The 23681-nt window shown below is 59.9% G+C and carries 21 protein-coding genes; 15 read left to right on the top strand and 6 right to left on the bottom strand.

What is annotated here, in order from left to right; genetic code table 11:
• Nucleotides 1-23: 23 nt before the first annotated feature.
• Both ACB031_RS12505 and ACB031_RS12500 read right to left on the bottom strand, forming a co-directional pair.
• Nucleotides 24-323 carry a DUF3301 domain-containing protein gene (locus ACB031_RS12505; RefSeq protein ID WP_211051643.1) on the bottom strand — a complete coding sequence of 100 codons (300 nt, stop codon included), beginning with the start codon at nucleotides 321-323 and terminating at the stop codon, nucleotides 24-26.
• Nucleotides 324-391: 68 nt separating this feature from the next.
• On the bottom strand, nucleotides 392-1420 hold the full coding sequence (locus tag ACB031_RS12500) for a DUF3549 family protein (protein ID WP_005303486.1): 1029 nt from the start codon (nucleotides 1418-1420) through the stop codon (nucleotides 392-394).
• A gap of 235 nt (nucleotides 1421-1655) precedes the next feature.
• On the opposite strand from ACB031_RS12500, the gene ACB031_RS12495 reads away from it, so the two are divergent.
• The 6 genes from ACB031_RS12495 to ptsG all read left to right on the top strand — a co-directional run bounded on the left by ACB031_RS12495 (nucleotide 1656) and on the right by ptsG (nucleotide 8044).
• Complete coding sequence (locus ACB031_RS12495; RefSeq protein WP_005303485.1) at nucleotides 1656-1991, top strand: YqcC family protein; 336 nt, start codon at nucleotides 1656-1658, stop codon at nucleotides 1989-1991.
• Nucleotides 1988-2815 carry a tRNA pseudouridine(65) synthase TruC gene (truC, locus tag ACB031_RS12490; protein ID WP_268038160.1) on the top strand — a complete coding sequence of 276 codons (828 nt, stop codon included), beginning with the start codon at nucleotides 1988-1990 and terminating at the stop codon, nucleotides 2813-2815. The genes ACB031_RS12495 and truC overlap by 4 nt, the downstream gene beginning before the upstream one ends.
• A gap of 70 nt (nucleotides 2816-2885) precedes the next feature.
• Nucleotides 2886-3326, top strand: a complete 441-nt coding sequence (locus ACB031_RS12485) for a flavodoxin (RefSeq protein WP_371139658.1) — start codon at nucleotides 2886-2888, stop codon at nucleotides 3324-3326.
• A gap of 528 nt (nucleotides 3327-3854) precedes the next feature.
• Nucleotides 3855-5129, top strand: coding sequence for a maltoporin (locus ACB031_RS12480; RefSeq protein ID WP_371139657.1), 1275 nt, complete (start codon nucleotides 3855-3857; stop codon nucleotides 5127-5129).
• A gap of 77 nt (nucleotides 5130-5206) precedes the next feature.
• Nucleotides 5207-6181: a MalM family protein gene (locus tag ACB031_RS12475; protein WP_005303478.1), complete on the top strand. Its 975-nt coding sequence runs from the start codon at nucleotides 5207-5209 to the stop codon at nucleotides 6179-6181.
• A gap of 432 nt (nucleotides 6182-6613) precedes the next feature.
• Nucleotides 6614-8044, top strand: coding sequence for a PTS glucose transporter subunit IIBC (ptsG, locus tag ACB031_RS12470; protein ID WP_017779847.1), 1431 nt, complete (start codon nucleotides 6614-6616; stop codon nucleotides 8042-8044).
• 162 nt (nucleotides 8045-8206) lie between these two features.
• Here the strand turns inward: ptsG and ACB031_RS12465 are convergent, their stop codons facing one another.
• The 4 genes from ACB031_RS12465 to map form a co-directional block, all read right to left on the bottom strand.
• The gene (locus ACB031_RS12465) at nucleotides 8207-8590 is read right to left on the bottom strand and encodes a DUF3461 family protein (RefSeq protein ID WP_005303475.1); all 384 of its coding nucleotides are present in this window, start codon (nucleotides 8588-8590) and stop codon (nucleotides 8207-8209) included.
• Between the two features lie 128 nt (nucleotides 8591-8718).
• Nucleotides 8719-9546: a 2,3,4,5-tetrahydropyridine-2,6-dicarboxylate N-succinyltransferase gene (gene dapD, locus ACB031_RS12460; RefSeq protein ID WP_005303473.1), complete on the bottom strand. Its 828-nt coding sequence runs from the start codon at nucleotides 9544-9546 to the stop codon at nucleotides 8719-8721.
• Between the two features lie 184 nt (nucleotides 9547-9730).
• Nucleotides 9731-12367 carry a bifunctional uridylyltransferase/uridylyl-removing protein GlnD gene (gene glnD, locus ACB031_RS12455; RefSeq protein WP_054544298.1) on the bottom strand — a complete coding sequence of 879 codons (2637 nt, stop codon included), beginning with the start codon at nucleotides 12365-12367 and terminating at the stop codon, nucleotides 9731-9733.
• Between the two features lie 85 nt (nucleotides 12368-12452).
• Nucleotides 12453-13241, bottom strand: coding sequence for a type I methionyl aminopeptidase (gene map / locus ACB031_RS12450; protein WP_005303471.1), 789 nt, complete (start codon nucleotides 13239-13241; stop codon nucleotides 12453-12455).
• A 361-nt stretch (nucleotides 13242-13602) separates the two neighbouring features.
• Here map and rpsB point away from each other — a divergent pair, with 361 nt between their 5' ends.
• The 9 genes from rpsB (at nucleotide 13603) to bamA (ending at nucleotide 23658) form a co-directional block, all read left to right on the top strand.
• Nucleotides 13603-14331, top strand: a complete 729-nt coding sequence (rpsB, locus tag ACB031_RS12445; protein WP_005303470.1) for a 30S ribosomal protein S2 — start codon at nucleotides 13603-13605, stop codon at nucleotides 14329-14331.
• 104 nt (nucleotides 14332-14435) lie between these two features.
• Nucleotides 14436-15317, top strand: coding sequence for a translation elongation factor Ts (tsf, locus tag ACB031_RS12440; protein WP_005303460.1), 882 nt, complete (start codon nucleotides 14436-14438; stop codon nucleotides 15315-15317).
• A gap of 71 nt (nucleotides 15318-15388) precedes the next feature.
• The gene (gene pyrH, locus ACB031_RS12435; RefSeq protein WP_005303458.1) at nucleotides 15389-16123 is read left to right on the top strand and encodes a UMP kinase; all 735 of its coding nucleotides are present in this window, start codon (nucleotides 15389-15391) and stop codon (nucleotides 16121-16123) included.
• A 94-nt stretch (nucleotides 16124-16217) separates the two neighbouring features.
• Entirely contained in the window at nucleotides 16218-16775 is a 558-nt protein-coding gene (gene frr, locus ACB031_RS12430) for a ribosome recycling factor (RefSeq protein ID WP_010634784.1), read from the top strand.
• Nucleotides 16776-16847: 72 nt separating this feature from the next.
• Complete coding sequence (gene uppS / locus ACB031_RS12425; RefSeq protein WP_017779849.1) at nucleotides 16848-17624, top strand: polyprenyl diphosphate synthase; 777 nt, start codon at nucleotides 16848-16850, stop codon at nucleotides 17622-17624.
• 26 nt (nucleotides 17625-17650) lie between these two features.
• Nucleotides 17651-18508, top strand: a complete 858-nt coding sequence (locus tag ACB031_RS12420; RefSeq protein ID WP_005303453.1) for a phosphatidate cytidylyltransferase — start codon at nucleotides 17651-17653, stop codon at nucleotides 18506-18508.
• 63 nt (nucleotides 18509-18571) lie between these two features.
• Nucleotides 18572-19765, top strand: a complete 1194-nt coding sequence (gene ispC / locus ACB031_RS12415) for a 1-deoxy-D-xylulose-5-phosphate reductoisomerase (protein WP_371139656.1) — start codon at nucleotides 18572-18574, stop codon at nucleotides 19763-19765.
• A gap of 82 nt (nucleotides 19766-19847) precedes the next feature.
• Entirely contained in the window at nucleotides 19848-21200 is a 1353-nt protein-coding gene (gene rseP, locus ACB031_RS12410) for a sigma E protease regulator RseP (RefSeq protein WP_017779851.1), read from the top strand.
• A 34-nt stretch (nucleotides 21201-21234) separates the two neighbouring features.
• Complete coding sequence (gene bamA, locus ACB031_RS12405) at nucleotides 21235-23658, top strand: outer membrane protein assembly factor BamA (protein WP_005303446.1); 2424 nt, start codon at nucleotides 21235-21237, stop codon at nucleotides 23656-23658.
• The last annotated feature ends 23 nt before the right edge of the window (nucleotides 23659-23681 follow it).

Genomic DNA, 23681 nt, shown 5'->3' with positions numbered 1-23681 from the left:
AGGCTCGCCCCGTGGCGGGAGATTTACAGGCTGGGTACCCGATGTGGCGGGAGGTCAACGCCGACCACCTGCAGCCCCTGCATGCGCAGTTGCCCCAGGTAGTGGCTCTCGCCATCGCTGGAGAATTCGAACTCGTAATAGGTGAGCAGGCGCAGCGGTCGGTGGGCCAGCGTCCGGTGGCTGCGCGCCAGCGACAGCAGTTGCAGGTCGTGATGCTGACAGTAGCGGCGCATGTATTGCCAGGCGAGTTCGGCCTGGCGTCGCTGGTGCCAGAAGGCACCTGCACCCAGGGTCAGCAGCAAGATGGCGAGCACTTCACCCATCGCGGGCTCCTTTTGCGGTGTGTCCGTGTCGGGCGGCGCCCCGCCAGGGTGGCGGGGCGCCGCTATCCTCAGGCCGAGGCGAACAGGCGGCCGATAGCCTGGCCCAGGGCGTCGCTGCGCTCGGGGTCGCGCAGTCTGGCCAGCATATCATTGCGCAGGGCCGGCAGGGTCACCAGTTCGGCAAATACCTGATTGAAGAACTGGGTCGGCTGCAGGGCCAGCTGCTCCAGGAACAGGCTGAGCAGGGCGGCATCCTTCAGATCGGGCCAGAGCCGACCGGCGATGGCCAGCAGCAGGGCCGGGCTCGGCTGGGTTTGCAGCAGGGTCAGCAGCTTGTTGGTGCGCATGCTGCTGCCGTTGCAGGAGGCCAGCGCCCGACACAGGTATGCCAGGGTCTCGGCGTTGGGCTCGGCGCACTCCTGCTCCTTGCCGATGCGCTCGAACAGGGCGCCCTGTACGGCCGGCGGCAGCGGGGCGTTTTCCAGGCTCTGGCAGAGGGCGTAGAGCGGCTCTTGCGGCAGCTTCGGCAGCGCCTTGCACACCAGCGCCAGGTTGCGCTCATCCTGCAGCCGCTCCGCCAGATCGGCAAAGCCCTGCACGCCGAGGGTCTGCCACCCCTCGGGAGAGGGAGCGGACAGGTAGTGGCAGAGCCCTTCGAAGTAGGCGGACGGGGCCTGCTCCAGCTGGCGGGCCAGCTTGGCGTGCAGGCTGGCCATCTTGGCTTCGGCCGGGCGGAAGGTGTAGGGATTCTCGGCCAGCCGCTGGGCCTTCTCCTCATCGAGCTCGCCGGTCAGCTTGTAACCCAGGGTCTCCACCACCTGATCCATGAAGTGCTTGGGGCCGCTCGAGATGAGCAGACCGCGCTCGTCGAGGGCAAACTTGAGGAACCAGAGGTAGTGGCGCGATTCGGCCGGCTGGAAGAAGTGGACGCCGAGCCAGGCGTGCTGCTGCAGGGGCCAGGGGTAGGGCTCCTGCTGCTGCTCGATGCGCACGAAGGTGTCGCTCGCCAGCGGCCGCACCTGGCGGCCCATGTCGAACAGCTGAAACTGGGTATCGGCCTGGGTCAGAAAGTCAGTCAGAGTATTGATGGTGGACATGAGGTGATCCGGCTAAGGGTGATGCGGGCCGATTATAAGGCGCTGGCACAAGATAGCCAGCAGGGAGGCGTGTTGCGGCCCGTACGGATGGCCGTTGGGGTTACCTGTTGCCCGGCCGCCGGGGGCATGGCAGAGAGCGGGGGGGAGGGTGTATAGTAGCGCCCTTTTTTGCAAAGCCCGGTTTGCTGTTGACTGAACCGCGAACCGGGGACGTGGTGATGAGGAAGAGAGCGCAATGAATCAATATCTGCTGGTAGCCGGCCTGCTGGGCGAACTGACCGCCGAACTGCAACGTCTGGAACGTTGGCAAGCGACCCATCCGGGGGAAGAGGCCCTGGCCAGCGAGCTGCCGTTTTGCGTCGATACCCTGAGCTTCGATCAGTGGCTGCAGTTCGTGCTGATCCCGCGCATGGAGCAGTTGGTGCTGCTGCAGGCGCCGCTGCCCAGCAGCGTCTCTCTCTATCCCATGGCCAGCGAAGTCTACAAGGAAGAGCTGGCCGAGGTCGAAGCCCTGCTGCGCCTGATTGCCCGCTTCGATCTGCTGCTCTCCGGCAAAGTGGTCGAACAATGATGAGCGAGCAGACCCTGGGTCATCAGAAGAAAACGCAGACGGGTGGCGGTTCCGATGCTTGCACCACTCAAGACGACGGCGAGATGAAGCTGACCCTGCTCTACCAGGATGACTGGCTGGTGGCGGTCAACAAGCCCTCCGGTCTGCTGGTGCATCGCAGCTGGCTCGACAAGGCCGAAACCCGTTTTGCCATGCAGATGACCCGGGATCTCATCGGTGGTCGTCACGTCTACCCGGTACATCGGCTGGACAGACCCACCTCGGGGGTGCTGCTGTTTGCCCTCGATCCTGCCGTGGCCCGTACCCTGACCGAGGCCTTTGCCGCCCGTCAGGTCCACAAGGAGTATCTGGCGCTGGTGCGTGGCTGGGCTCCGGAGCAGGGGGTGATCGACTACCCCCTCAAGGAGCAGCTGGACAAGATCGCCGATGCCATGAGCGATCCGGATCGTCCGGCCCAGGAGGCGGTGACCGCGTTTCGTCGCCTGCATCAGGTCGAGCTGCCCCATGCTGTCTCCAAGAAACACCCTACCAGTCGCTACAGCCTGGTTCGGCTGTTCCCCAAGACGGGTCGCAAGCATCAGCTGCGCCGTCACCTCGATCATCTGTTCCACCCTATCGTCGGTGACACCACCCACGGCGATGGCCGCCACAACCGCTTCTTTCGCGAGCACTATGGTTGCGATCGCCTGCTGCTGGTGGCTCGCACCCTCAGCTTTCAGCACCCGGTGCTCAAGGTGCCTATGCGCATCCAGGCGCCACTGGGGGCGCACGTGCTGCAGCTGTTTGCCGCACTGGGCTGGCCTGCCAGCGAGAGCGACTACTGAGGCGTTCGGGGTGTTGCCTGACTCCGCGCTGTGGCATGCTGGGCATCCATGTTGGTCAAAGGGGGTCGTGATGGCGCAGATAGATATAGTGGTGGGAACCGTGTACGGCGCGGCAATGCTGGTGGCCGAGACGCTGGCGGTGCGGCTGGAACAGGCGGGGCACGGCTGCCGGGTGTTCGAGGAGGCCGAGCTGGAAGATCTGGATGCGAGTCGATTCTTGCTGGTCATCACCGCCACCACCGGCCAGGGCGACATTCCGCCCAATCTGCAACCACTGGCTACTGCCCTGACTGATCGGGCTCCCTACATGAAAGGGTGGCGATATGCCCTCATAGCCATGGGTGACAGCAGCTATGAGCACTTCTGCGGTGCCGGTCGCCACCTCGATGGACTGCTGCAGGAGCTTGGCGCCAGCCCTCTGCTGCCCCGCCTGGAAATAGATGCCACCGTCGACGATGAACCGGAAAAAGTGGCGCTGGCCTGGCTCGATGACTGGCTAAATAAACTCTAGCGACCACTCTTTTTCATCACTTATAGATCCCCGTTCAGTCCGTCTGGCGGGGATATTTATTTTGTGGGGCAGGCCAGTCTCAACTGACCATATTTGCCCGCTATTTCTCAGGTTATTTTTCAAGCCGTTCCTTGTTTGCTCAGTGATTTATTTCGGCGCCAGCTGACATGCCGCAAATTTAAAAGTTCCCCATTGAAAGCGATTTCAGTCATGTTTTTGTCATCAATTTGAATATTTATCACTTAATCTTCGAAGCGAATTAATTGTTGGTAGCGGTTTCATGGTGGATCTTTTTGCATTTCAACCATAATGAATAGTGAGTTATTGCATAAATTTACAGTTATCCATCCCATAAAACCCTCTGCGGACAATGCTGGGCGATTTGTCGCCATTTTGTGAATCAGCTCATGTTTGTCCCGAAATTGGCTACCTATAATCGGCCTCGGTTATCACCCAAACGTTTTTACGGTGATAAGAACTTGGATATTCAGGATCACACTCCTCACAGCGGGAATAAGGAAAATGAAAATGAAAGCAAAGTGGCTCCCGATCGCTGCAGCAGTAACCGCAGCCCTGGCTTCCCAAGCCGCCTTCGCCGTTGATTTCCACGGCTACATGCGTTCCGGTGTCGGTACTTCCGATAACGGCAGCCTGCAAACCTATTCCAAGGCGAAAGTCGGTCGTCTGGGCAACGAAGCCGAGACCTACGGCGAAGTTCAGCTGGGTCAAGAGGCTTACAACAAGGACGGCAAGTCCTTCTACGTAGACTCCATGTTTGCAATGGTGGCAGGTCAGCAGGGTCGTGACTGGGAAAGCACCAGCGGCAGCGATGCCGACTTTGCTCTGCGCCAATTCAACGTCCAGGCCAAGGGCGTGCTGGGCTTCGCGCCGGAAGCTACCCTGTGGGCCGGTAAGCGTTACTATCAACGTCACGACATCCACATCTCCGACTTCTACTACTGGGATGTGTCTGGTGCCGGTGCTGGTGTAGAAAACATCCAGGCTGGTCCGGGCAAGCTCTCATTTGCATGGCTGCGTAACGACCCGTGGGAAGATTACGACAAGTTTGTAGGTGGTGTTGGTGTCGACAAGCGTGTTGATACCGACGTACTGGACCTGCGTTATGCTGGTATTCCGCTGTGGCAAGACGGCTCCCTGGAGCTGGGCTATGACTACGCCCGCGGCAACCTGACCGATGAGCAGAAAGCGGCTCTGGGCAGCAAGGATTACGAGAAAAACGGCCACATGCTGACCGCCGAGTTGACCCAATCCATGCTGGGTGGCTTCAACAAGACCGTGGTTCAGTATTTCGCCGACGGTTATGCCTCTCAGGCTGTTGACTACGGTAGCGGTTCTGGCAGCGGCCTGAGCCAATCTGCCGCCAAGGGCGATGGCTGGCGCTTCATCAACTGGGGCGTGCTGCCGGTTGGCGACAAGGTCGAGTTTGGTCACCAGCTGGTTTACGGTACTGCCAGTGACCTCGAGAATGACAGCGTTGACAAGGACACCTTCTCCGTTGTCGTTCGCCCGATGTACAAGTGGAATGACACCATGAAGACCATCGCCGAGCTTGGCTATCACCATGACAGCTACAAGCCGAACAATGGCACCGAAACCAGCACCATCGGCAAGAAATACACCCTGGCTCAGGCCTGGTCCGCTGGCTCCAGCTTCTGGGCCCGTCCGGAAATCCGTGTCTACGCTTCCTACTTGGATTCTGACGGCCAGTTCCGCCCGGATGCCAATGGCGTGAAACAGGACGATTCCTGGAACTTCGGTGTTCAAGCTGAAGCTTGGTGGTAATCTGTTGACGTCATGACTGCAAGTGCCCCCGCATGACGGGGGCTCTTTTTTTACAACACGTTTCTTAGGGTCACGCGATGAGATATTCCAGATTAGCCTTGACTGTATTCTGTTCTGTTGTGCTGGGTGGGTGCGCCACGTTGGAAACGACGGTAGCGCCGACTCAGGAGTTCAAGTCCATCATGGGAAATCGCGACGTTGCGATGAGCCAATTGGCTACGGTTGGCAGCTGCTGTCGCGATGTCTCCAGTCTGCCGTTTCAGGACATACAACCGGGCGCAACCAAGCTTATCCCCATTGATGGCAGCTCCCCCGTTTACGCTTTCAGCGAAGGGAAAAGCCACTTCGCCGCCTTCCGGTTGCCGGTCAACTCCGGTGACCTGCGCATCACGGTTGATGGCTTGATCGACAAATCGCTGTTCAACCCGACCGTCTTGATGCTTGATTCCAAATTCAATGTGACCCGCAAGTTGGGCAGCGACGTGTTCAAGTACGAGCCTGCACGCATGCTGCAGGGGGATCGCATGGAAGCCGTGTTTACCGTGGATCGCTCCTATGTCGGTAACCCCAATAACGAAAGTTACATGGTGATCTACACAGACCAGAGTGGTCTGGACAAAACAACCACCATTCTGAGCCCTTCCAAGCTGATGACCAAGTCGCTGGGGGTGGTTGATTATGGTGAAAAAGACCCCGTCATTCCGCACTCCCCCTGGGGCGTGGTCAGCCTCTCTGTGGAGGACTTGAGTGGCGTCAAAACCGAGAGCAACTATTACAAGCCCGTCTATCAGGATGTGATTGATGCCAACACCCCGGTAGTCAACACGGCACCAAACAAGCTTGTCGTGCCCCTGGCGACCGCCGGCGCAGTCAAGAGCAGTGCCCCCATGCTGAGCGAAACCGAGGCCTTCTATCAATCCCAGATCGAGAAAGCGGTGAAAGCCGGTGACATCGACAAGGCGATGAGATTGGTCAGCGAAGCGGAACGGGCAGGTTCGACCAAGGCGAAATCGGTCTTTGTGGATGCGGTCAAGCGTTCCCAGAAAGGCTGAATATCGTCCGGTCTTTAAAAGATAATATTTATTTGAGGCCTCCCTTGTTGGAGGCCTTTTTAATCGGTAGACTAAAATAGAAAAAACAGCAAATGGTTACATTAAGTTACATTGCGTTTCATGGTGTATTGTTTTGATTGGCTAAAATACAATGCGAAACAGCACTTTTCATATTTCTGGTTTAGCATGAAGATGCCGAAATATAGCTGTAATTAGCTGAAAATTCCCGCCGAAATTATCTTGTGATCTCCCCTCCAAATTTTTTATTCGCTTACCCCTGATGGAAGATATTTGCGATCTGCTGGGTTATATTCAGCTGGTCAAAATAAACAAACCCGCGTCGAATTCATGCCGATGAGAGATGATGTTCTTGGTCGTCTATAAATTGGACTGAAGCGTCTACGGTAAGACATTCCATTCAGGAGCGCACACATGTTAAAAAATGCTTTCTCTAATCTGCAAAAGGTCGGTAAGGCGCTGATGCTGCCAGTATCGGTCTTGCCCGTTGCAGGTATTCTGCTGGGGGTGGGTGCTGCCCACTTCAGCTGGTTGCCGGAAATTGTCTCCCAGCTGATGGAGCAGGCCGGTGGTTCCGTATTCGGTCAGATGGCCCTGCTGTTCGCCGTGGGCGTGGCACTCGGCTTTACCAATAACGACGGCGTATCCGGCCTGTCTGCCATCGTTGGCTACGGCATCATGGTTGCCACCCTGAAGGTGATGGCCCCCGTGATGGGCGTCGAGACCATCGAGACCGGCGTACTGGGCGGTATCCTCGCCGGTGGCGTGGCCGCCTGGGCGTTCAACCGCTTCTACAAGATCCAGCTGCCAGAGTACCTGGGCTTCTTCGCCGGCAAGCGCGCCGTGCCGATCATCACCGGTTTCGTCTCCATCGGTCTGGGCGTGATCCTGTCCGTGATTTGGCCGCCGGTAGGTGCCGCCATCGGTGCCTTCTCCGACTGGGCTGCCAACCAGAACCCGGTACTGGCCTTCGGTATCTACGGCGTGGTTGAACGCTCCCTGATCCCGTTCGGTCTGCACCACATCTGGAACGTGCCGTTCTTCTATCAGGCTGGTACCTGTGTCAACGCCGCTGGCGAAACCGTACACGGCATCATGACCTGCTTCCTGACTGCTGACGACGCCTCCCGCGCTGCCGGCAACGGCTTCGGTCAGCTGGCCGGTGGCTACCTGTTCAAGATGTTCGGTCTGCCTGCTGCCGCGTTTGCCATCGCGCACTCCGCCAAGCCGGAAAACCGCGCCAAGATCGTAGGTATCATGGCCTCTGCCGCCCTGACCTCTTTCCTGACCGGTATCACTGAGCCTATCGAGTTCTCCTTCCTGTTCATCGCCCCGGTACTGTACGCCATCCACGCCGTGCTGGCCGGTCTGGCCTACGTACTGACCAACTCTCTGGGCGTGGTACACGGCCACACCTTCTCCAACGGCTTCATCGACTTCGTGGTGCAATCCCCGCGTGCCGATCACATGCTGCTGCTGGTGGGTCTGGGTCTGGTTTATGCCGTCATCTACTACGTGGTCTTCACCGTGGTCATCCGTGCCATGAACCTGAAGACCCCGGGTCGTGAAGACGAAACTGCTGAAGAGAGCGTTGGTCAGAGCAAGGACGAGATGTCTGCCGCACTGGTCACTGCCTTCGGTGGCAAGGAGAACATCGCTTCTCTGGACGCTTGCATCACCCGTCTGCGTGTCGGCGTGAAGGATGTGGCCAAGGTTGACCAGGCTGGTCTGAAGAAACTGGGCGCCGCCGGTGTGGTGGTTGCAGGTTCTGGCGTACAAGCCATCTTCGGTACCAAGTCCGACAACCTGAAAACCGACATGGACATCTGGATGAAGAGCAACTAATCCCTGCTTTCATTCCGAGTTCCGAAAAGGGAGGCGCAAGCCTCCCTTTTTGCTGGGCCGCGTTTGGGCGGCGGGGCATGTGCGGGGCTGGCCTGATGACGCCTGCCTGATGTGACCCAATGAAAAAGGCGCCCGTGGGCGCCTTTGCTGCATCAGACCGGTTTAGAGCTTTTCCAGATCCCGCTCGATTTCGCTGATCTTGTTCTGCACCACTTTTTCCAGGTGACGCAGGTCGCGCAAGATCTTCTGCTTGATGTCCGGGTCGGCCTGCACGTGCACGCCCTGGGTCAGGTTGTCGAGCTCGTCCACCACGTATTTCAGATTGGCGTTGATCTCGGTGACATCCTTGTACTCATGGGTGCCCGAATCGACCAGCATGGTCTTGCGCTGGCGCGGGTATTTGAACTTGACGCTCTTGGCGAAAAACTCGCCCTTCTGCTTCTTGAAGTAGATCTTGAGGATGTCGTGGTTGGCCTCCTGGCGCAGGGTATAGCTGTCGACGGAGGCGGGATCCTGGATCCCCAGGCTCTTCAGATTCTCGTACATCAGGCTTCCTCGGTTTGAAACGATCCTGTCACGTCTATCTTAACCGAGCCGGTGTGGCTTGCCTGTGACAGGGGCGCCAAAATCAAAAGGGCGCCATCAGGCGCCCTTTTAAATCACAGCAAAACCGCTTACTCGTCGATGGAACGCAGCAGGGCGTTGATGCCGACCTTGGCGCGGGTCTTGGCATCCACCTTCTTGACGATGACGGCGGCGTAGAGGCTGTACTTGCCGCACTTGGAGGGCAGGGAGCCGGAGACGACCACCGAGCCAGCCGGCACGCGGCCGTAGTGGATCTCGCCGGTTTCACGGTCATAGATGCGAGTGGACTGGCCGATGAAGACGCCCATGGAGATGACGGAGCCTTCCTCCACGATCACCCCTTCCACCACTTCGGAGCGGGCACCGATGAAGCAGTTGTCCTCGATGATGGTCGGGTTGGCCTGCAGCGGCTCCAGCACGCCGCCGATGCCGACGCCGCCGGAGAGGTGCACGTTCTTGCCGATCTGGGCGCAGGAGCCCACGGTGGCCCAGGTGTCGACCATGGTGCCTTCATCGACGAAGGCGCCGATGTTGACGTAGGAGGGCATCAGCACGGTATTGGGCGCGATGAAGGAGCCTTTGCGGGCGGTAGCTGGCGGTACGACACGCACACCGGCGGCCTTGAACTGCTCGGCGCTGTAGTCGGAGAACTTGAGGGGAACCTTGTCGTAGTATTGGGCATCGTCGCCCTTGATGATGCCGTTGTCATTGATGCGGAAGTAGAGCAGCACCGCCTTCTTCAACCACTGGTGCACCACCCACTCGCCGGCAATCTTCTCGGCGACGCGGGCCTTGCCGGAATCCAGCAGGTCGATGGCTTGCAGAATGGCGGCCTTGGTGGCGGCATCGACGGAGCCGGGAGTGATGGAATCACGGCGCTCGAAGGCCGCTTCAATGATCTGTTGCAACTCGGTCATGACAGGTTTCCTTTAAAAAATTCCGTTTGTTGTATCACACTTTTCCAACTGTTTTTAAGGGCCCGGGCCGATTTCTTCACAAGAACGGCGATTTACTGTACTCCAGTGGCCCAACCACTTGTTCTGACTGAAAAATCAGGCTGATAAACGGGGTCTTGTGAGGCCGATCCGGGGTGCCATAGGCCTAACGTTCAGCGCTCTCCACAGGGTTGAGCTGATTGACCAGCCGCTCCTCCAGCGCCTGCTGTTCGGTCTGGGTCAGGGGTTCGCCAGCCAGGGTGGTGAGGCTGAAGAAGTCCTCCACCCGCTCGCCGATGGTGGTGATCTTGGCGGCGTGCAGCGACAGGCCGCACTGCTGGAACACGGCACCGATGCGGGCCAGCAGGCCCGGGGTGTCGAGCGCGGTCAGCTCCAGCAGGGTGTGGCGGTTTTCCCCCTTGTGGGGCAGAAACACCACCCGGGTCGGTACGCTGAACTGGCGGTGGCGGCGCGACAGGGGCTTGCTGCGCAGCACCAGCTTGCCCGGCTCCTGCAGCGCCTTCTCCAGCGCCTTCTTGATGGTGGCGGTGCGGTTGGGGCTGATGGGCTCGCCGTTGGGTTCGAGCACCACGAAGGTATCGAGCACGTAGTCGCTGCGCGAATTCATGATCTGGGCGTCGTGGATGTTGAGGTTCTTCTGATCCAGCGCAGAGGCCACGGTGGCGAACAGATTCGGGGTGTCGCGACAGTAGATGAACACCTCGCTGCCGCCGCGGGTCGGGTGCTTGCCGATGATCACCAGCGGCGCCGGGTTGTCGCCGTGCTCGATGATCTTGCGGCAGTGCCAGGCGATCTGTTCCGGGGTGTGGCGCAGGAAATAATCGGCCTTGAAATCGCTCCAGAGCTGGTTGATGGCCTCCTCCGGCACGTCGCGCTGGGCCAGGAACTGCTTGGCCTGGCGCTGGTTTTCACGGATCCGCAGCCGCATGTCAGGCGGGTTCTCCAGCCCCTGGCGCAGCGCCTTCTGGGTGGCGAAGTAGAGCTCGCGCAGCAGGGTGCCCTTCCAGTCGTTCCAGAGGGTGTCGTTGGTAGCGCAGATATCGGCCACTGTCAGGCAGTAGAGCAGGTCGAGGTGCTGCTCGTCGCGCACTTTCTGGGCAAAATCGGTGACCACGTCCGGGTCGTAGATGTCGCGGCGCTGGGCGGTGACCGACATCAGCAGGTGGTGGCGCACCAGCCAGGCGACCAGCCGGCTTTCGTAGCGATCCAGGCCGTGCAGCTGGCAGAACTCCAGCGCATCGACGGCGCCGAGCTCTGAGTGATCGCCGCGCCGCCCCTTGGCGATGTCGTGAAAGAGGGCGGCGATGCTGAGCAGCTCGGGCTTGCGCAGCCGGGTGAAGACCTCGTGGCAGAGCGGGTGAGTCTGGCGGCTGGCCGGGTTGGGAAATTGGTGGATGTTCTTGAGCAGCCGGTGGGTGTGTTCGTCCACCGTGTAGGCGTGGAACATGTCGAACTGCATCTGGCCGACGATAAGGTTCCACTGCGGCAGGTAGGCGGCCAGGATGCCGTATTTGTGCATCAGGCTGAGGGGTTGGCCGATGCCGTTGGGGTGGCGCAGCAGCGCCATGAACAGGCGGCGGCACTCCGGCAGGTCCTGCAGCCAGCAGTTGAGCTTGCGGCGCGCCTCGCGCAGCTGGCGCAGGGTGGCGGAGTGGATGCCGGCAATCTCCGGGTGCTGGGCAATCTGGTAGAAGAGGCGCAGGATGGCGGCGGGATCGCGGCCGAACAGCTCGCTATCCACCGCATCGATGAGGCGCCCGCGCAGCTGGAACTCGTCGGAGAGGCGGCGTACGTCCATGGCGGTGTTGCCGAGGATCGCCTCGTCAAACAGCTGCAGCAGCATCTCGTTGAGCTCGGAGACCCGTCGCACCGTCTGATAGAAGCGCTTCATCATCTGCTCGACTGGGGCGTTGCCTTCCCCCTCGAAACCCAGCATCTGGGCCACGGTGCGCTGGCGGTCAAACAGCAGCCGGTTGTCGCCCTTGTTGATGGCCATGTGCAGGGCGAAGCGCACCTTCCAGAGGAAATTCTGGCAGTCGAGCAGCTCGCGATACTCGGCCCGGTTGAGAAAGCCGTGGCTGGTCATCTCGAACAGGGTGGTGGCGCCGAAGTGGCGGCGAGCCACCCAGGCCAGGGTCTGGATGTCGCGCAGTCCCCCCGGATTGCACTTGAGATCCGGTTCGAGCTTGTAGGCGGTACCGAGAAACTGCTGGTGGCGCTGGGCCTGCTCTTCGCGCTTGGCCTTGAAGAACTGCTCGCTCGGCCAGAAGTGCTGGGGGCCGGTGGCCTCCTTGAGCTGCTGGAAGCCCGCCTCGCGGCCGGTGATGTAGCGCGCCTCGATGAGGTTGGTGGCGACCGTGATGTCGCCGCGCCCCTGCTCGATGCACTCGCGCACGTTGCGCACCGCCTGGCCCACCTCCAGCTTGAGATCCCACAACAGGGTGATGAACTCGCCGATGCGCAGCCCCAGCACCTCGTCCAGCTCGTCCCCTTCGTAGAGGATCAGCAGGTCGATGTCGGAGTGGGGGTGCAGCTCGCCGCGGCCATAGCCTCCTACCGCGATCAGGGTGAGCTCCGTCTTGTCGAAGCCGAATTTCTGCCACAGCCGGGTCAGCAGCTGGTCCATGTATTCGGAGCGGGTGGCCACCAGTTCGATGATGTTGTCACCGGCGTCGAAGCGGGCGTGCAGCCAGCCGAGAAAACGGCTCAGGTACTCCTTGCAGTTCTCGCGGGTGAGCTGATCGTCGGGCAGCAGATGGGGGGAAAGCAGGCTGGCGTCCATGGCGTCTCACACTCTTGTCGCAGGCCGAAGTGCGGGGCCTGCGGCTGATAAAAACAAAACCCCGGCGAGGGGCCGGGGTTTGATGTTAACCGTGTTTGATGAGACGGTCGATAGTGTCGTCCGGGCGCAGGGTCAGCACCTCGCAGCCATCCTCGGTCACCAGCAGGGTGTGCTCCCACTGGGCGGAGTCGCCGCCATCCTTGGTGGTCACGGTCCAGCCATCCTTCGGGTTGACCTTGCAGTGGTACTTCTTGCTGTTGACCATGGGCTCGATGGTGAAGCACATGCCAGGTTTGAGCTCCAGCTTGCCGCCGTTGCGGTAGTGCAGGATCTGCGGCTCTTCGTGGAACTCGGCCCCGATGCCGTGACCACAGTAGTCACGTACCACGGAGAAACCGGCCTTCTCGACGATGGGCTGGATCACGGCGCCGATCTCGGTGATGCACATGCCGGGGCGCACCTGCTTGATGGCGGCGTAGAGGCTCTCCTGAGCCACCTTGCAGAGCTGGCGGCGCAGCGGGGTGGTCTCGCCCACGATGAACATGGCGGAGGTATCACCGTGGTAGCCATCCTTGATGACGGTGATGTCGAGGTTGATGATGTCACCCTCGCGCAGCTTCTTGTGGTTCGGAATGCCGTGGCAGATCACATCGTTCACCGAGGTGCAGATGGACTTGGGGAAGCCGTGATAGTTGAGCGGGGCAGGGATGGCCTGCTGCACGTCGACCATGTAGTTGTGGCAGATGGTGTTCAGTTCGTCGGTGGTGACGCCCGCCTTGACGTGGGGGGCGATCATGACCAGCACATCGGCGGCCAGCTGGCCGGCAACGCGCATCTTTTCAATCTCTTCCGGTGTCTTGATTTTAATGGACATGGGATCTCTCTTGGGACCTGACCGCGCACCCTGTGATGTCCGGCAATCAGGTAATGAAAAATAGATGCGTTTGCAATCAGGCCAAAATTTTATCCCCAACCCCCGTTTACTTCCAGTGTGATTGTCATCACAGCGTCAAATCGGTGCCGCAACCTGCTCGGCAGGGATCCATTTTTAGCGGTACGGCTGGTGGTGTCCTGACCAAAGTTATGGTATAAAGCGCGCCGGAATGGGGAACTTGTCTCCCCGTACCATCACCCTTACTTAAACAACACACACACATCGACACATATGCCGGGGTGCCTTAACGGGTCGGTTATATGGGATGTGTGGAGGCCTAACCCCAATACAGAGGTATAAAATGGCTAAAGTTTCTATGCGCGACATGCTGCAAGCCGGCGTTCACTTCGGTCACCAGACTCGTTACTGGAACCCGAAAATGAAATCCTACATCTTCGGTGCCCGCAGCAAGGTTCACATCATCAACCTGGAAAAAACCGTTCCGATGTTTGACGATGCCATGAACTTCATCAGCTCCGTAGCTGCCAAGAAGGGCAAGGTACTGTTCGTAGGTACCAAGCGTGCCGCGTCTGAAGCCGTAAAAGAAGCCGCTGAGCGTTGCGACCAGTTCTATGTTAACCACCGCTGGCTGGGCGGCATGCTGACCAACTGGAAAACCGTTCGTCAGTCCATCAAGCGCCTGAAAGATCTGGAAACCCAGAGCCAAGACGGTACCTTCGACAAGCTGACCAAGAAAGAGGCGCTGATGCGTACTCGCGAAATGGAAAAGCTGGAGAAGAGCCTGGGTGGTATCAAGAACATGGGCGGCCTGCCTGACGTTCTGTTCGTTGTCGATGCCGACCACGAGCACATCGCTATCAAAGAAGCCAACAACCTGGGTATCCCGGTAGTTTCCATCGTTGATACCAACTCCAACCCGGACGGCGTTGACTATGTCATCCCGGGTAACGACGACGCTATCCGTGCCGTTCAGCTGTACCTGAATGCTGCTGCTGACACCGTACTGGAAGCTCGCGCTCAGGACATCGTTGTTCAAGCCGAACAAGATGGCTTCGTTGAAGCTGAGTAATTGATAAGGACTGCAAAGCCCTTATTAACCAAGCTGATGTAATTGGTTAGCAGGGGCCCTTGTGGCCCCTGTTTCTTGTCAATTCAAGACCGAGGATACTGGACATGGCAAACATTTCTGCCGCCCTGGTAAAAGAACTGCGCGAGCGCACCGCCGCTGGCATGATGGATTGCAAAAAAGCACTGGAAGAAGCCAACGGTGATATCGAACTGGCTATCGAAAACATGCGCAAATCCGGTCAGGCCAAAGCCGCCAAGAAAGCTGGCCGTATCGCCGCTGAAGGTGTGATCTTCGCCCGTACCGAAGGCAACGTTGCCGTCATGATCGAGCTGAACTGCGAGACTGACTTCGTTTCCAAGGATGCCGGCTTCCTGGCCATGGGTCAGAAAATCGTTGAGATCGCCGCTACCCAGAAGATTGCTGACGTTGACGCGCTGAAAGCCGCCGACTTCGGCAACGGCGAGTCCGTCGAGCTGACCATCACCAACCTGATCGCCAAGATCGGTGAGAACATGAACCTGCGTCGCGTGATGCTGGTTGAAGGTGACAACCTGGGCACCTACGTTCACGGTTCCCGCATCGGTGTTATCACCAAGCTGGTCGGCGGTACCGACGAGCTGGCCAAAGATCTGGCCATGCACGTTGCTGCCAACAGCCCGCAATTCGTCAAGCCGGAAGATGTGTCTGCCGACGTCGTTGCCAAAGAGCGCGAAATCCAGATCGACATCGCCATCAACTCCGGCAAGCCGAAAGAGATCGCCGAGAAGATGGTTGAAGGCCGCATGAAGAAGTTCACCGGTGAGGTTTCCCTGACTGGTCAGCCGTTCGTGAAGGATCCTTCCATGACCGTTGCCGAGCTGCTGAAGAAAGAAGGCGCTGACGTTGTTTCCTTCACCCGTTTCGAAGTGGGCGAAGGCATCGAGAAGCAAGAGACCGATTTCGCTGCAGAAGTAGCAGCTCAAATCGCGGCCGCTCAAAAGGCCTAATCGAACCGGTTTTTCCGTTTCCCCAGACCGCGACTTATGTCGCGGTCTTTATATGACCAGGAATCAGTGACATGAGTACCAATCCCAAGCCTGCATACAGACGTGTTCTTCTGAAGTTGAGTGGTGAAGCCCTGCAAGGATCCGAGGGTTTTGGCATTGATCCGGCGGTGCTGGATCGGATGGCCCAAGAGATCAAAGAACTGGTTGAGCTGGGTGTTCAGGTCGGTCTGGTCATCGGTGGCGGCAACCTGTTCCGTGGTGCCGGTCTTGCCAAGGCGGGCATGAACCGCGTGGTGGGCGACCACATGGGTATGCTGGCTACCGTGATGAACGGTCTGGCCATGCGTGATGCCCTGCATCGTGCTTATGTGAATGCCCGTCTGATGTCTGCCATCTCCCTGCAAGGCATCTGTGACTCCTATGTCTGGGCTGAAGCCATCAGCCAACTGCGCGCCGGCAAGGTGGTGATCTTCTCCGCCGGTACCGGCAACCCCTTCTTTACTACCGATTCTGCGGCCTGTCTGCGCGGGATCGAGATCGAAGCTGACGTCGTGCTCAAGGCCACCAAGGTGGATGGCGTGTTCACGGATGATCCGGTTAAGAATCCGGATGCCGTGCTGTACCATGAACTGAGTTATGATGAAGTTCTTGAAAAAGAACTCAAAGTGATGGATCTTGCTGCTTTTACTCTGGCCCGCGACCACGATCTGCCGATCCGCGTGTTCAACATGAACAAGCCGGGTGCGCTGCGTCGGGTGATCATGGGTGAGCCGGAAGGTACCCTGATCCACCATGTCAGCAAGTGAGACAAGCGTGAGCTCCGGCTCGTTTGTCCATGACGCCAGCAAATAAGATAGATACGGGCCGGTAGACGGCTCGTTCGCCAAAAGGAAAACCACTGTGATCAACGAGATTAAAAACGACGCCAAGGACCGCATGGGCAAGAGTGTCGAGTCGCTCAAGACCCAGATGTCCAAGATCCGCACCGGCCGCGCTCACCCGAGCCTGCTCGACGGCATCCAGGTGGAGTATTACGGTGCCGCCACTCCTCTGAAACAGTTGGCCAACGTGGTGGCAGAAGATGCCCGCACCCTCTCCATCTCCATCTTCGATCGCTCCATGATCCAGGCGGTGGAAAAGGCCATCCTGACCTCCGATCTGGGCCTGAATCCGTCCAGCAACGGCCAGACCCTGCGCGTGCCGCTGCCGCCGCTGACCGAAGAGCGCCGTCGTGATCTGACCAAGATCGTGCGTGCCGAAGCGGAAGGTGCCCGGGTTGCCATTCGCAACATTCGTCGCGATGCCAACGCCGATCTGAAGGCCCTGCTCAAAGACAAAGAGATCTCCGAAGACGACGACCGTCGTGCCCAGGAAGAGATCCAGAAGTTGACCGATTCCTTCATCAAGCTGGTAGACGATGCGCTGGCCGTGAAGGAAAAGGAGCTAATGGAAATCTAAGCCTCTGACAGGTATATTACGAGCGCCGTGTAGTGCCCCTGCACGGCGCTTTTGTCTTTGTGGGAGAAATGAATGTCGCTTTTGGCAGCCGTAGGTGATTGTGCCAATTCGTCCTTGCCTCGTCACGTGGCCATCATCATGGATGGCAACGGACGCTGGGCCCAGAACCGTGGCAAGATGCGGGTCTATGGCCACAAGGCCGGCGTGAAGTCCGTTCGCGAGGCGGTAACCTTTGCCGCGCGTGCCAAGCTGGATGCGCTCACCCTGTTTGCGTTTTCCAGCGAGAACTGGCGCCGTCCGGAAGGGGAGGTCAGTGCCCTGATGGAGCTGTTCATGACGGTGCTGGGCCGCGAGGTGCAGAAGCTGCACAGCAACGGCATTCGGCTCAAGGTGATCGGCGATACCGCCCGCTTCAGCGAACGGCTGCAGGCCAAAATCGCCAAGGCGGAGGCGCTGACCGCCAACAACAGGGGGCTGACCCTCAACATCGCCGCCAATTACGGTGGCCAGTGGGACATCACCCAGGCGGCCCGCAAGCTGGCCACGGCTGTGGCGGCAGGTGAATTGTCGGCCGACCAGATTGATGAAACCCTGCTTGGTCGCGAGATGTGCATGGCCGACCTGCCGCCGGTGGATCTGCTGATCCGTACCGGTGGCGATCATCGCATCAGCAACTTCGTGCTGTGGCAGCTCGCCTATGCCGAGCTCTATTTTACCCCGGTGCTGTGGCCCGACTTCGGCGAAGCCGAGTTCAGCGAGGCCGTGGCCTCCTTCGTCTCCCGTGAGCGCCGTTTTGGCTGCACCGGTGAACAGATCCGGGAATTGATCGCCGAGCAACAGACCGGCTAACCCCCCTCCCAAGAGAGAGGCTTCTTTTGCTAAAACAACGAATTATTACCGCATTGCTACTGGTTCCCCTGGTGTTGGGAGCCCTCTTTTTTCTGCCGTTGAAATTCTTTGCCCTGTTGGCATCCCTGGTATTTCTGTTGGCCAGCCGCGAGTGGAGCGGCTTTGTCTCCGCCAAACCGCAACAGTGGCTGCCGCTGGTCTATTGCCTGCTGCTCGGTGCCAGCCTGTTCTGGCTGCCGGTGGAGCAGTTGTGGACTCCCCACCTGCATCCGCTGGTGATGGGCGTGCTCTGGACCGCCGTCAGCTGGTGGCTGCTGGGGCTGCTGCTGGTGCTGCGCTACCCCCAGAGCGCCAAGCTGTGGAAGGAGTCCATCTGGCTCAAGTCCCTGTTCGGTCTGGTGACCCTGGTGCCCTTCTTCTGGTCCCTGGTGGCCATCCGTGGTTACAACTTCTATCACGACCCCATGATGGGAGCCTGGATCCTGCTGTTCGTGATGGGACTGGTCTGGGCGGCAGATTCTGGCGCGTATTTTTTCGGCAAGGCGTTCGGCAAACACAAGCTGGCGCCGGCCGTGAGCCCCGGTAAAACCATCGAAGGCATGTGTGGCGGCCTGTTTACCGCCAGCCTGCTGGCGGTGGGGGTGACCTGGTTCATGGGCTTCGTGCCCGCCAAGATGGCCATAGTGCTGTTCTGCTCCCTGCTGGCGGTGCTCGCCTCTGTGCTCGGTGACCTGACCGAGAGCATGTTCAAGCGCGAGGCCGGCATCAAGGATTCAGGGACCCTGCTGCCCGGTCACGGCGGCATTCTCGACCGTATCGACAGCCTGACCGCCGCCCTGCCGGTATTCCTGCTCAGCTACCTGTTGCTCAGCCAGGAGTTCTGATGGACTGCCCGATGATCCGGCAGGCCGCAGGTGCCATCCATTCGTCATACAGCGGGAGTTTTGATGCATAACCTGGTGATTCTGGGAGCTTCCGGCTCCATTGGTCAGAGTACGCTCAAGGTACTGCGGCACAATCCTGGGCGCTGGCAGGTGCTGGCGCTGACGGCGGCCCGCAGCGTGGATGCCATGCTGCGCGACTGCCTCGAGTTTTCCCCCCGTTTCGCCGTCATGGTGGATGAGGCGGCTGCCGCCGAGCTGGCCGGTCAACTCAAGACCCACGGCAGCGCCACCCGGGTGCTGTCCGGTCCGGCCGCCCTGTGTGACGTGGCCGCTCACCCCGATGCCCACAGTGTGATGGCGGCCATCGTCGGTGCCGCCGGCCTCGCGCCCACCATGGCCGCCGTGCGGGCCGGCAAGCGCATCCTGCTGGCCAACAAGGAGGCGCTGGTGATGTCCGGAGCCTTCTTCATGGAGGCGGTACGCGAGCACGGCGCCGAGCTGCTGCCCATCGACAGCGAACACAACGCCATTTTCCAGTGCCTGCCCGAGGCCATCCAGCACCAGCCGGGCTTTTGCGACCTGGCGGGGGCGGGGATCAGCAAGATCCTGCTGACCGGCTCCGGCGGCCCGTTCCGCTACACCGACATCGGCGAGCTGGCCCATGTCACCCCGGCCCAGGCCATTGCCCATCCCAACTGGTCCATGGGGGCCAAGATCTCGGTCGACTCCGCCACCATGATCAACAAGGGGCTGGAGTATATCGAGGCGCGCTGGCTGTTCAACGCGGCGCCCGAGCAGATCCAGGTGGTGATCCATCCCCAGTCGGTCATCCACTCCATGGTGCAGTACAAGGACGGCTCCGTGCTGGCCCAGCTCGGCAACCCGGACATGTGTACCCCCATCGCCCACGCCCTGGCCTATCCGGCTCGGGTTGAGTCCGGCGTGGAACCTTTGGACTTCTTCAGTGTCGGAGAGTTCAGCTTTATCCGTCCCGACTATGAGCGCTATCCCTGTCTGCAGCTTGCCATGCATGCCTGTCAGCAGGGTCAGGCCGCGACCACGGCCCTCAATGCCGCCAACGAGGAGGCTGTAGCGGCTTTCCTTGCAGAGCGGATCGGTTTTATGGATATTGCCAGAGTCAATGAGGCCACCATGCTCGCCCTGGGCGGCACGGATGTCGGCTCGCTGGACGATTTGATTGCGCTGGATGGGGCGGCCCGTGCCCGTGCTCACAATTTGATTGAGGAGCTTAGCTGATGAGAAGTATTTCGTGGCATTGTGCTGCCTTCACCCTGAATGTCGGAGACAGGACCATGCATGAATGCGAGGTGATGGGCTGATGGGTGGTGTGTTGTGGAACATTGGTGCCTTTATCGTCGCCCTCGGGCTGCTGGTTGCGGTACATGAATTCGGCCACTTCTGGGTGGCCCGCCGCTGCGGCGTCAAGGTCGAGCGCTTCTCCATAGGCTTTGGCAAGGCCATCTGGCGCCGGCTTGGCAAGGATGGCACCGAGTACGTGCTGGCCCTGATCCCCCTTGGCGGTTACGTCAAGATGCTGGACGGCCGGGTCGACGAGCTCAAGCCCGGTGACGAGCAATACGCTTTCAACCACAAGAGCGTCTGGGCGCGGATGGCCATCGTCGCAGCCGGCCCCATGGCCAACTTCGTGTTTGCCCTGTTCGCCCTCTGGCTGATGTTCATGATCGGCGTCCCCGCCGTCAAACCCGTGGTGGGCGAGGTGCGTCCCGCCTCCATCGTGGCGGCGGCCGGGGTGGAGCCCGGCATGGAGATCGTCGGCGTCGGCGGCGAGGAGACAGGTGACTGGGAGAGCGTGACCTATGCCCTCATCAGCCACCTTGGCGATGACTCGGTCCAGCTCAAGCTCAAGGCGGCCAACACCAGCTATGCAGTGGACAAGACCCTGCAGCTGGCCGGCTGGAAGTTTGATCCCGACAAGGAGTCCCCCATCGGGAGCCTCGGGATAGTGCCCCTCGGCGGCAAGGTGCTGCCGGTGGTCGATGCGGTGGTGGCCGCGAGCGCCAGCGAGAAGGCCGGCCTCCAGGCTGGTGATCGCATCAAGCGGGTAGGGGATGAGGCGATCACCGAGTGGGCCCAGTTTGTCCACCAGGTGCAGCAGTCGCCCGGGCAGCCGCTTGAGGTGACCGTCGAGCGGGCGGGCAGCGAGCTGACCCTGACCCTGACCCCGGATGCCAAGAAGGTGCGGGGTCAGCTGGTCGGTTTCGTCGGCCTGTCGCCGCAACTGGTTCCATTACCGGATGAGTATCGGATTCTGTTACAGTATGGGCCTTTGCAAGCCCTGTGGCAGGGCGCCCAGAAGACCTGGAGCCTGACCACCCTGACCTTCGACATGATCGGCAAGCTGATCGGTGGCATCGTCTCGCTGGACAACCTGAGCGGCCCCATCTCCATTGCCAAGGGGGCGGGCAGCAGTGCCGACTATGGACTGGTCTATTTCCTCGGCTTCCTGGCGCTCATCAGCGTCAACCTGGGGATCATCAACCTGTTCCCCCTGCCGGTGCTGGACGGTGGCCATCTGGTCTACTTCCTCATCGAGGCGGTCACCGGCAAGCCGGTATCGGAAAAAATTCAGGAAGTGGGTTTCCGGATTGGCGCCGCCATTCTGATGTTACTGATGGGTATTGCGCTGTTTAATGATTTCGCTCGCCTCTGAGGCCAGAGCATCAACAAGGACACATAAGAACAAAATGGCTGTTAAAAAAGCATTGGTGTTGAGTTGCCTGCTGGGTGCCAGTTTCCTGGCCCAGGCGGCCCCTGCCTCTTTTGTGGTGCAAGATATTCAGGTTGAAGGTCTGCAGCGGGTGACCCTGGGTGCCGCCCTGTTGAACCTGCCGATCCGGGTTGGCGATTCCGTCGACTCCGTCGCGCTGGCCAACGCCATCAAGAAGCTCTATGCCTCCGGCAACTTCGAGGACGTCAAGGTCTACCGCGACGGCCAGGTACTGCAGGTGATGGTCAAGGAGCGGCCGACCATCTCCAGCATCGAATTCTCCGGCAACAAGGACATCAAGGAGGAGCAACTGACCCAGAGCTTGGAGTCCTCCGGCATCCGGGTGGGTGATCCCCTCGATCGCACCGTGCTGAGCTCCCTCGAGAAGGGGCTGGAAGATTTCTACTACGGCGTGGGCAAGTACTCCGCCAAGGTCAAGGCCATCGTCACCCCGCTGCCGCGCAACCGGGTCGACCTCAAGTTCACCTTCGTGGAAGGGGAAGCGGCCAAGATCCAGCAGATCAACATCGTCGGCAACAACGTCTTCCCGGAAGAGAAGCTGCTGGCCCAGCTCTCCCTCAAGGATGACGTGCCCTGGTGGAACTTCACCGGCGACCAGCGCTACCAGAAGCAGAAACTGGCCGGCGACATCGAAACCCTGCGCTCCTACTACATGGACCGCGGCTACATCCGCTTCCAGCAGGAGTCCACCCAGGTCTCCATGACCCCGGACAAGAAGGGGGTTTACGTCACCCTCAACGTCAAGGAAGGGGATCAGTACAAGGTTTCCGGCATCCAGCTCAAGGGCGATCTGATCGACCGCGGCGGCGAGATGAAGGGGCTCATCCCCATCGAGACCGGCAGCATCTACTCCGCCAGCCAGGTGACCCACACCGAAGAGGTGCTCTCCAAGTTCCTCGGTCGCTACGGCTACGCCTACCCGAAAGTGGTCACCTTCCCGCAGGTCAACGACCAGACCAAGGAAGTGGAGCTCATCGTCAACATCGAGCCGGGCCCGCGCGTCTACGTGCGCAACATCAACTTCAGCGGCAACGTCACCACCAAGGACGAAGTGCTGCGCCGCGAGATGCGTCAGATGGAGGGCACCTGGCTCTCCTCCGACAGCGTCGAGCAGTCCAAGACCCGTCTCAACCGCCTCGGCTTCTTCGAGAGCGCCGAAGTGGACACCAAGCGGGTGCCGGGCAGCGATGACCAGGTCGATCTGGACTTCAAGGTCAAGGAGCAGCCTGCCGGCTCCATCAACGCCGGTGTCGGCTACGGTACCGAGTCGGGCCTGAGCCTGCAGGCGGGCCTGCAGCAGGACAACTTCATGGGGACCGGCAAGAAGATCGGCATCTCCGCCAGTACCAACAAGTACTCCAAGAGCGTCGACCTCAGCTACAACGATCCCTACTTCACTGTGGACGGGGTCAGCCTGGGCGGTCGTCTCTACTACAACCAGTTCAGTGCGGCCGACGCCAACATCGTGGACTACGAGAACACCACCATTGGCTTCCGCCTCTCCAGTGGTTTCCCGGTCAACGAGAACAACCGTCTCGACTTCAGCCTCGGGGTCGAAAACAACAAACTGTCCCAGCCCAACCCCTATCTGCAGGTGGATGAGTTCTGGAAGGTGTACAGCAAGAACAAGGATGGCGACAACCGCATGGTGTTCAACACCGTCGACGTCACCGCCGGCTGGACCCGTTCCACCCTCAACAAGGGCCAGTTCCCGACCGCCGGCGATCGTCAGCGGGTCAACGCCAAGGTCACAGTGCCGGGCATGGATCTGCAGTACTTCAAGCTCAACGCGGAAGACGCGCACTACTTCCCGTTCGATGCGGATCACAAGTGGGTGCTGATGGCCAAGGCGCGTGCCTCCTACGGCAACGGCTACGGCAGCAACGGCAACTATGATCACGTACTGCCGTTCTTCGAGAACTACTTCGCCGGCGGTTTCGACACCCTGCGCGGCTTCAAGAGCAACACGGTCGGTCCGAAGGCGCTCTACTACTACAACCTGAGCGGCAACGACGTCATCCAGGGCACCGACAGCTCGGTGGGCGGCAACGCCCTGGCGGTCGCCTCCCTCGAGATGATAGTGCCGACGCCGTTTGCGTCCGAGACCTATCAGCCGCAACTGCGGACCAGCTTCTTCATCGATGCCGGCTCGGTGTGGGATACCACCTTCGACTATGACCAGTATCGCAACCGTTGCTTCAGCGGCTGCAACTATCTGGCCGACTATTCGGATCCGACCAACTACCGCGCCTCGGCCGGTCTGTCGCTGCAGTGGCTCTCCCCGATGGGCCCGCTGGTGTTCGCGATTGCCCGTCCGCTCAAGCAGTACGAGGGCGACCGGACCGAGTTCTTCTCATTCAACATCGGCCGTACCTTCTAAGGACGGACCTTGCCCCCACCCAA

Source organism: Aeromonas sp. S8(2024) (assembly GCF_041403085.1).
Taxonomy (GTDB): Bacteria; Pseudomonadota; Gammaproteobacteria; order Enterobacterales; family Aeromonadaceae; genus Aeromonas; species Aeromonas dhakensis.
This window is presented reverse-complemented; position numbering and strand designations above follow the sequence as displayed.

Coding starts and splice junctions, on each gene's coding strand:
- ACB031_RS12475 (WP_005303478.1), top strand. CDS start 5,207: ATGAGATATTCCAGATTAGCCTTGACTGTATTCTGTTCTGTTGTGCTG.
- pyrH (WP_005303458.1), top strand. CDS start 15,389: ATGAGTACCAATCCCAAGCCTGCATACAGACGTGTTCTTCTGAAGTTG.
- truC (WP_268038160.1), top strand. CDS start 1,988: ATGATGAGCGAGCAGACCCTGGGTCATCAGAAGAAAACGCAGACGGGT.
- glnD (WP_054544298.1), bottom strand. CDS start 12,367: ATGGACGCCAGCCTGCTTTCCCCCCATCTGCTGCCCGACGATCAGCTC.
- bamA (WP_005303446.1), top strand. CDS start 21,235: ATGGCTGTTAAAAAAGCATTGGTGTTGAGTTGCCTGCTGGGTGCCAGT.
- ptsG (WP_017779847.1), top strand. CDS start 6,614: ATGTTAAAAAATGCTTTCTCTAATCTGCAAAAGGTCGGTAAGGCGCTG.
- ACB031_RS12495 (WP_005303485.1), top strand. CDS start 1,656: ATGAATCAATATCTGCTGGTAGCCGGCCTGCTGGGCGAACTGACCGCC.
- ACB031_RS12480 (WP_371139657.1), top strand. CDS start 3,855: ATGAAAGCAAAGTGGCTCCCGATCGCTGCAGCAGTAACCGCAGCCCTG.
- uppS (WP_017779849.1), top strand. CDS start 16,848: ATGTCGCTTTTGGCAGCCGTAGGTGATTGTGCCAATTCGTCCTTGCCT.
- map (WP_005303471.1), bottom strand. CDS start 13,241: ATGTCCATTAAAATCAAGACACCGGAAGAGATTGAAAAGATGCGCGTT.
- rseP (WP_017779851.1), top strand. CDS start 19,848: ATGGGTGGTGTGTTGTGGAACATTGGTGCCTTTATCGTCGCCCTCGGG.
- ACB031_RS12505 (WP_211051643.1), bottom strand. CDS start 323: ATGGGTGAAGTGCTCGCCATCTTGCTGCTGACCCTGGGTGCAGGTGCC.
- ACB031_RS12465 (WP_005303475.1), bottom strand. CDS start 8,590: ATGTACGAGAATCTGAAGAGCCTGGGGATCCAGGATCCCGCCTCCGTC.
- ispC (WP_371139656.1), top strand. CDS start 18,572: ATGCATAACCTGGTGATTCTGGGAGCTTCCGGCTCCATTGGTCAGAGT.
- ACB031_RS12500 (WP_005303486.1), bottom strand. CDS start 1,420: ATGTCCACCATCAATACTCTGACTGACTTTCTGACCCAGGCCGATACC.
- rpsB (WP_005303470.1), top strand. CDS start 13,603: ATGGCTAAAGTTTCTATGCGCGACATGCTGCAAGCCGGCGTTCACTTC.
- dapD (WP_005303473.1), bottom strand. CDS start 9,546: ATGACCGAGTTGCAACAGATCATTGAAGCGGCCTTCGAGCGCCGTGAT.
- ACB031_RS12485 (WP_371139658.1), top strand. CDS start 2,886: ATGGCGCAGATAGATATAGTGGTGGGAACCGTGTACGGCGCGGCAATG.
- tsf (WP_005303460.1), top strand. CDS start 14,436: ATGGCAAACATTTCTGCCGCCCTGGTAAAAGAACTGCGCGAGCGCACC.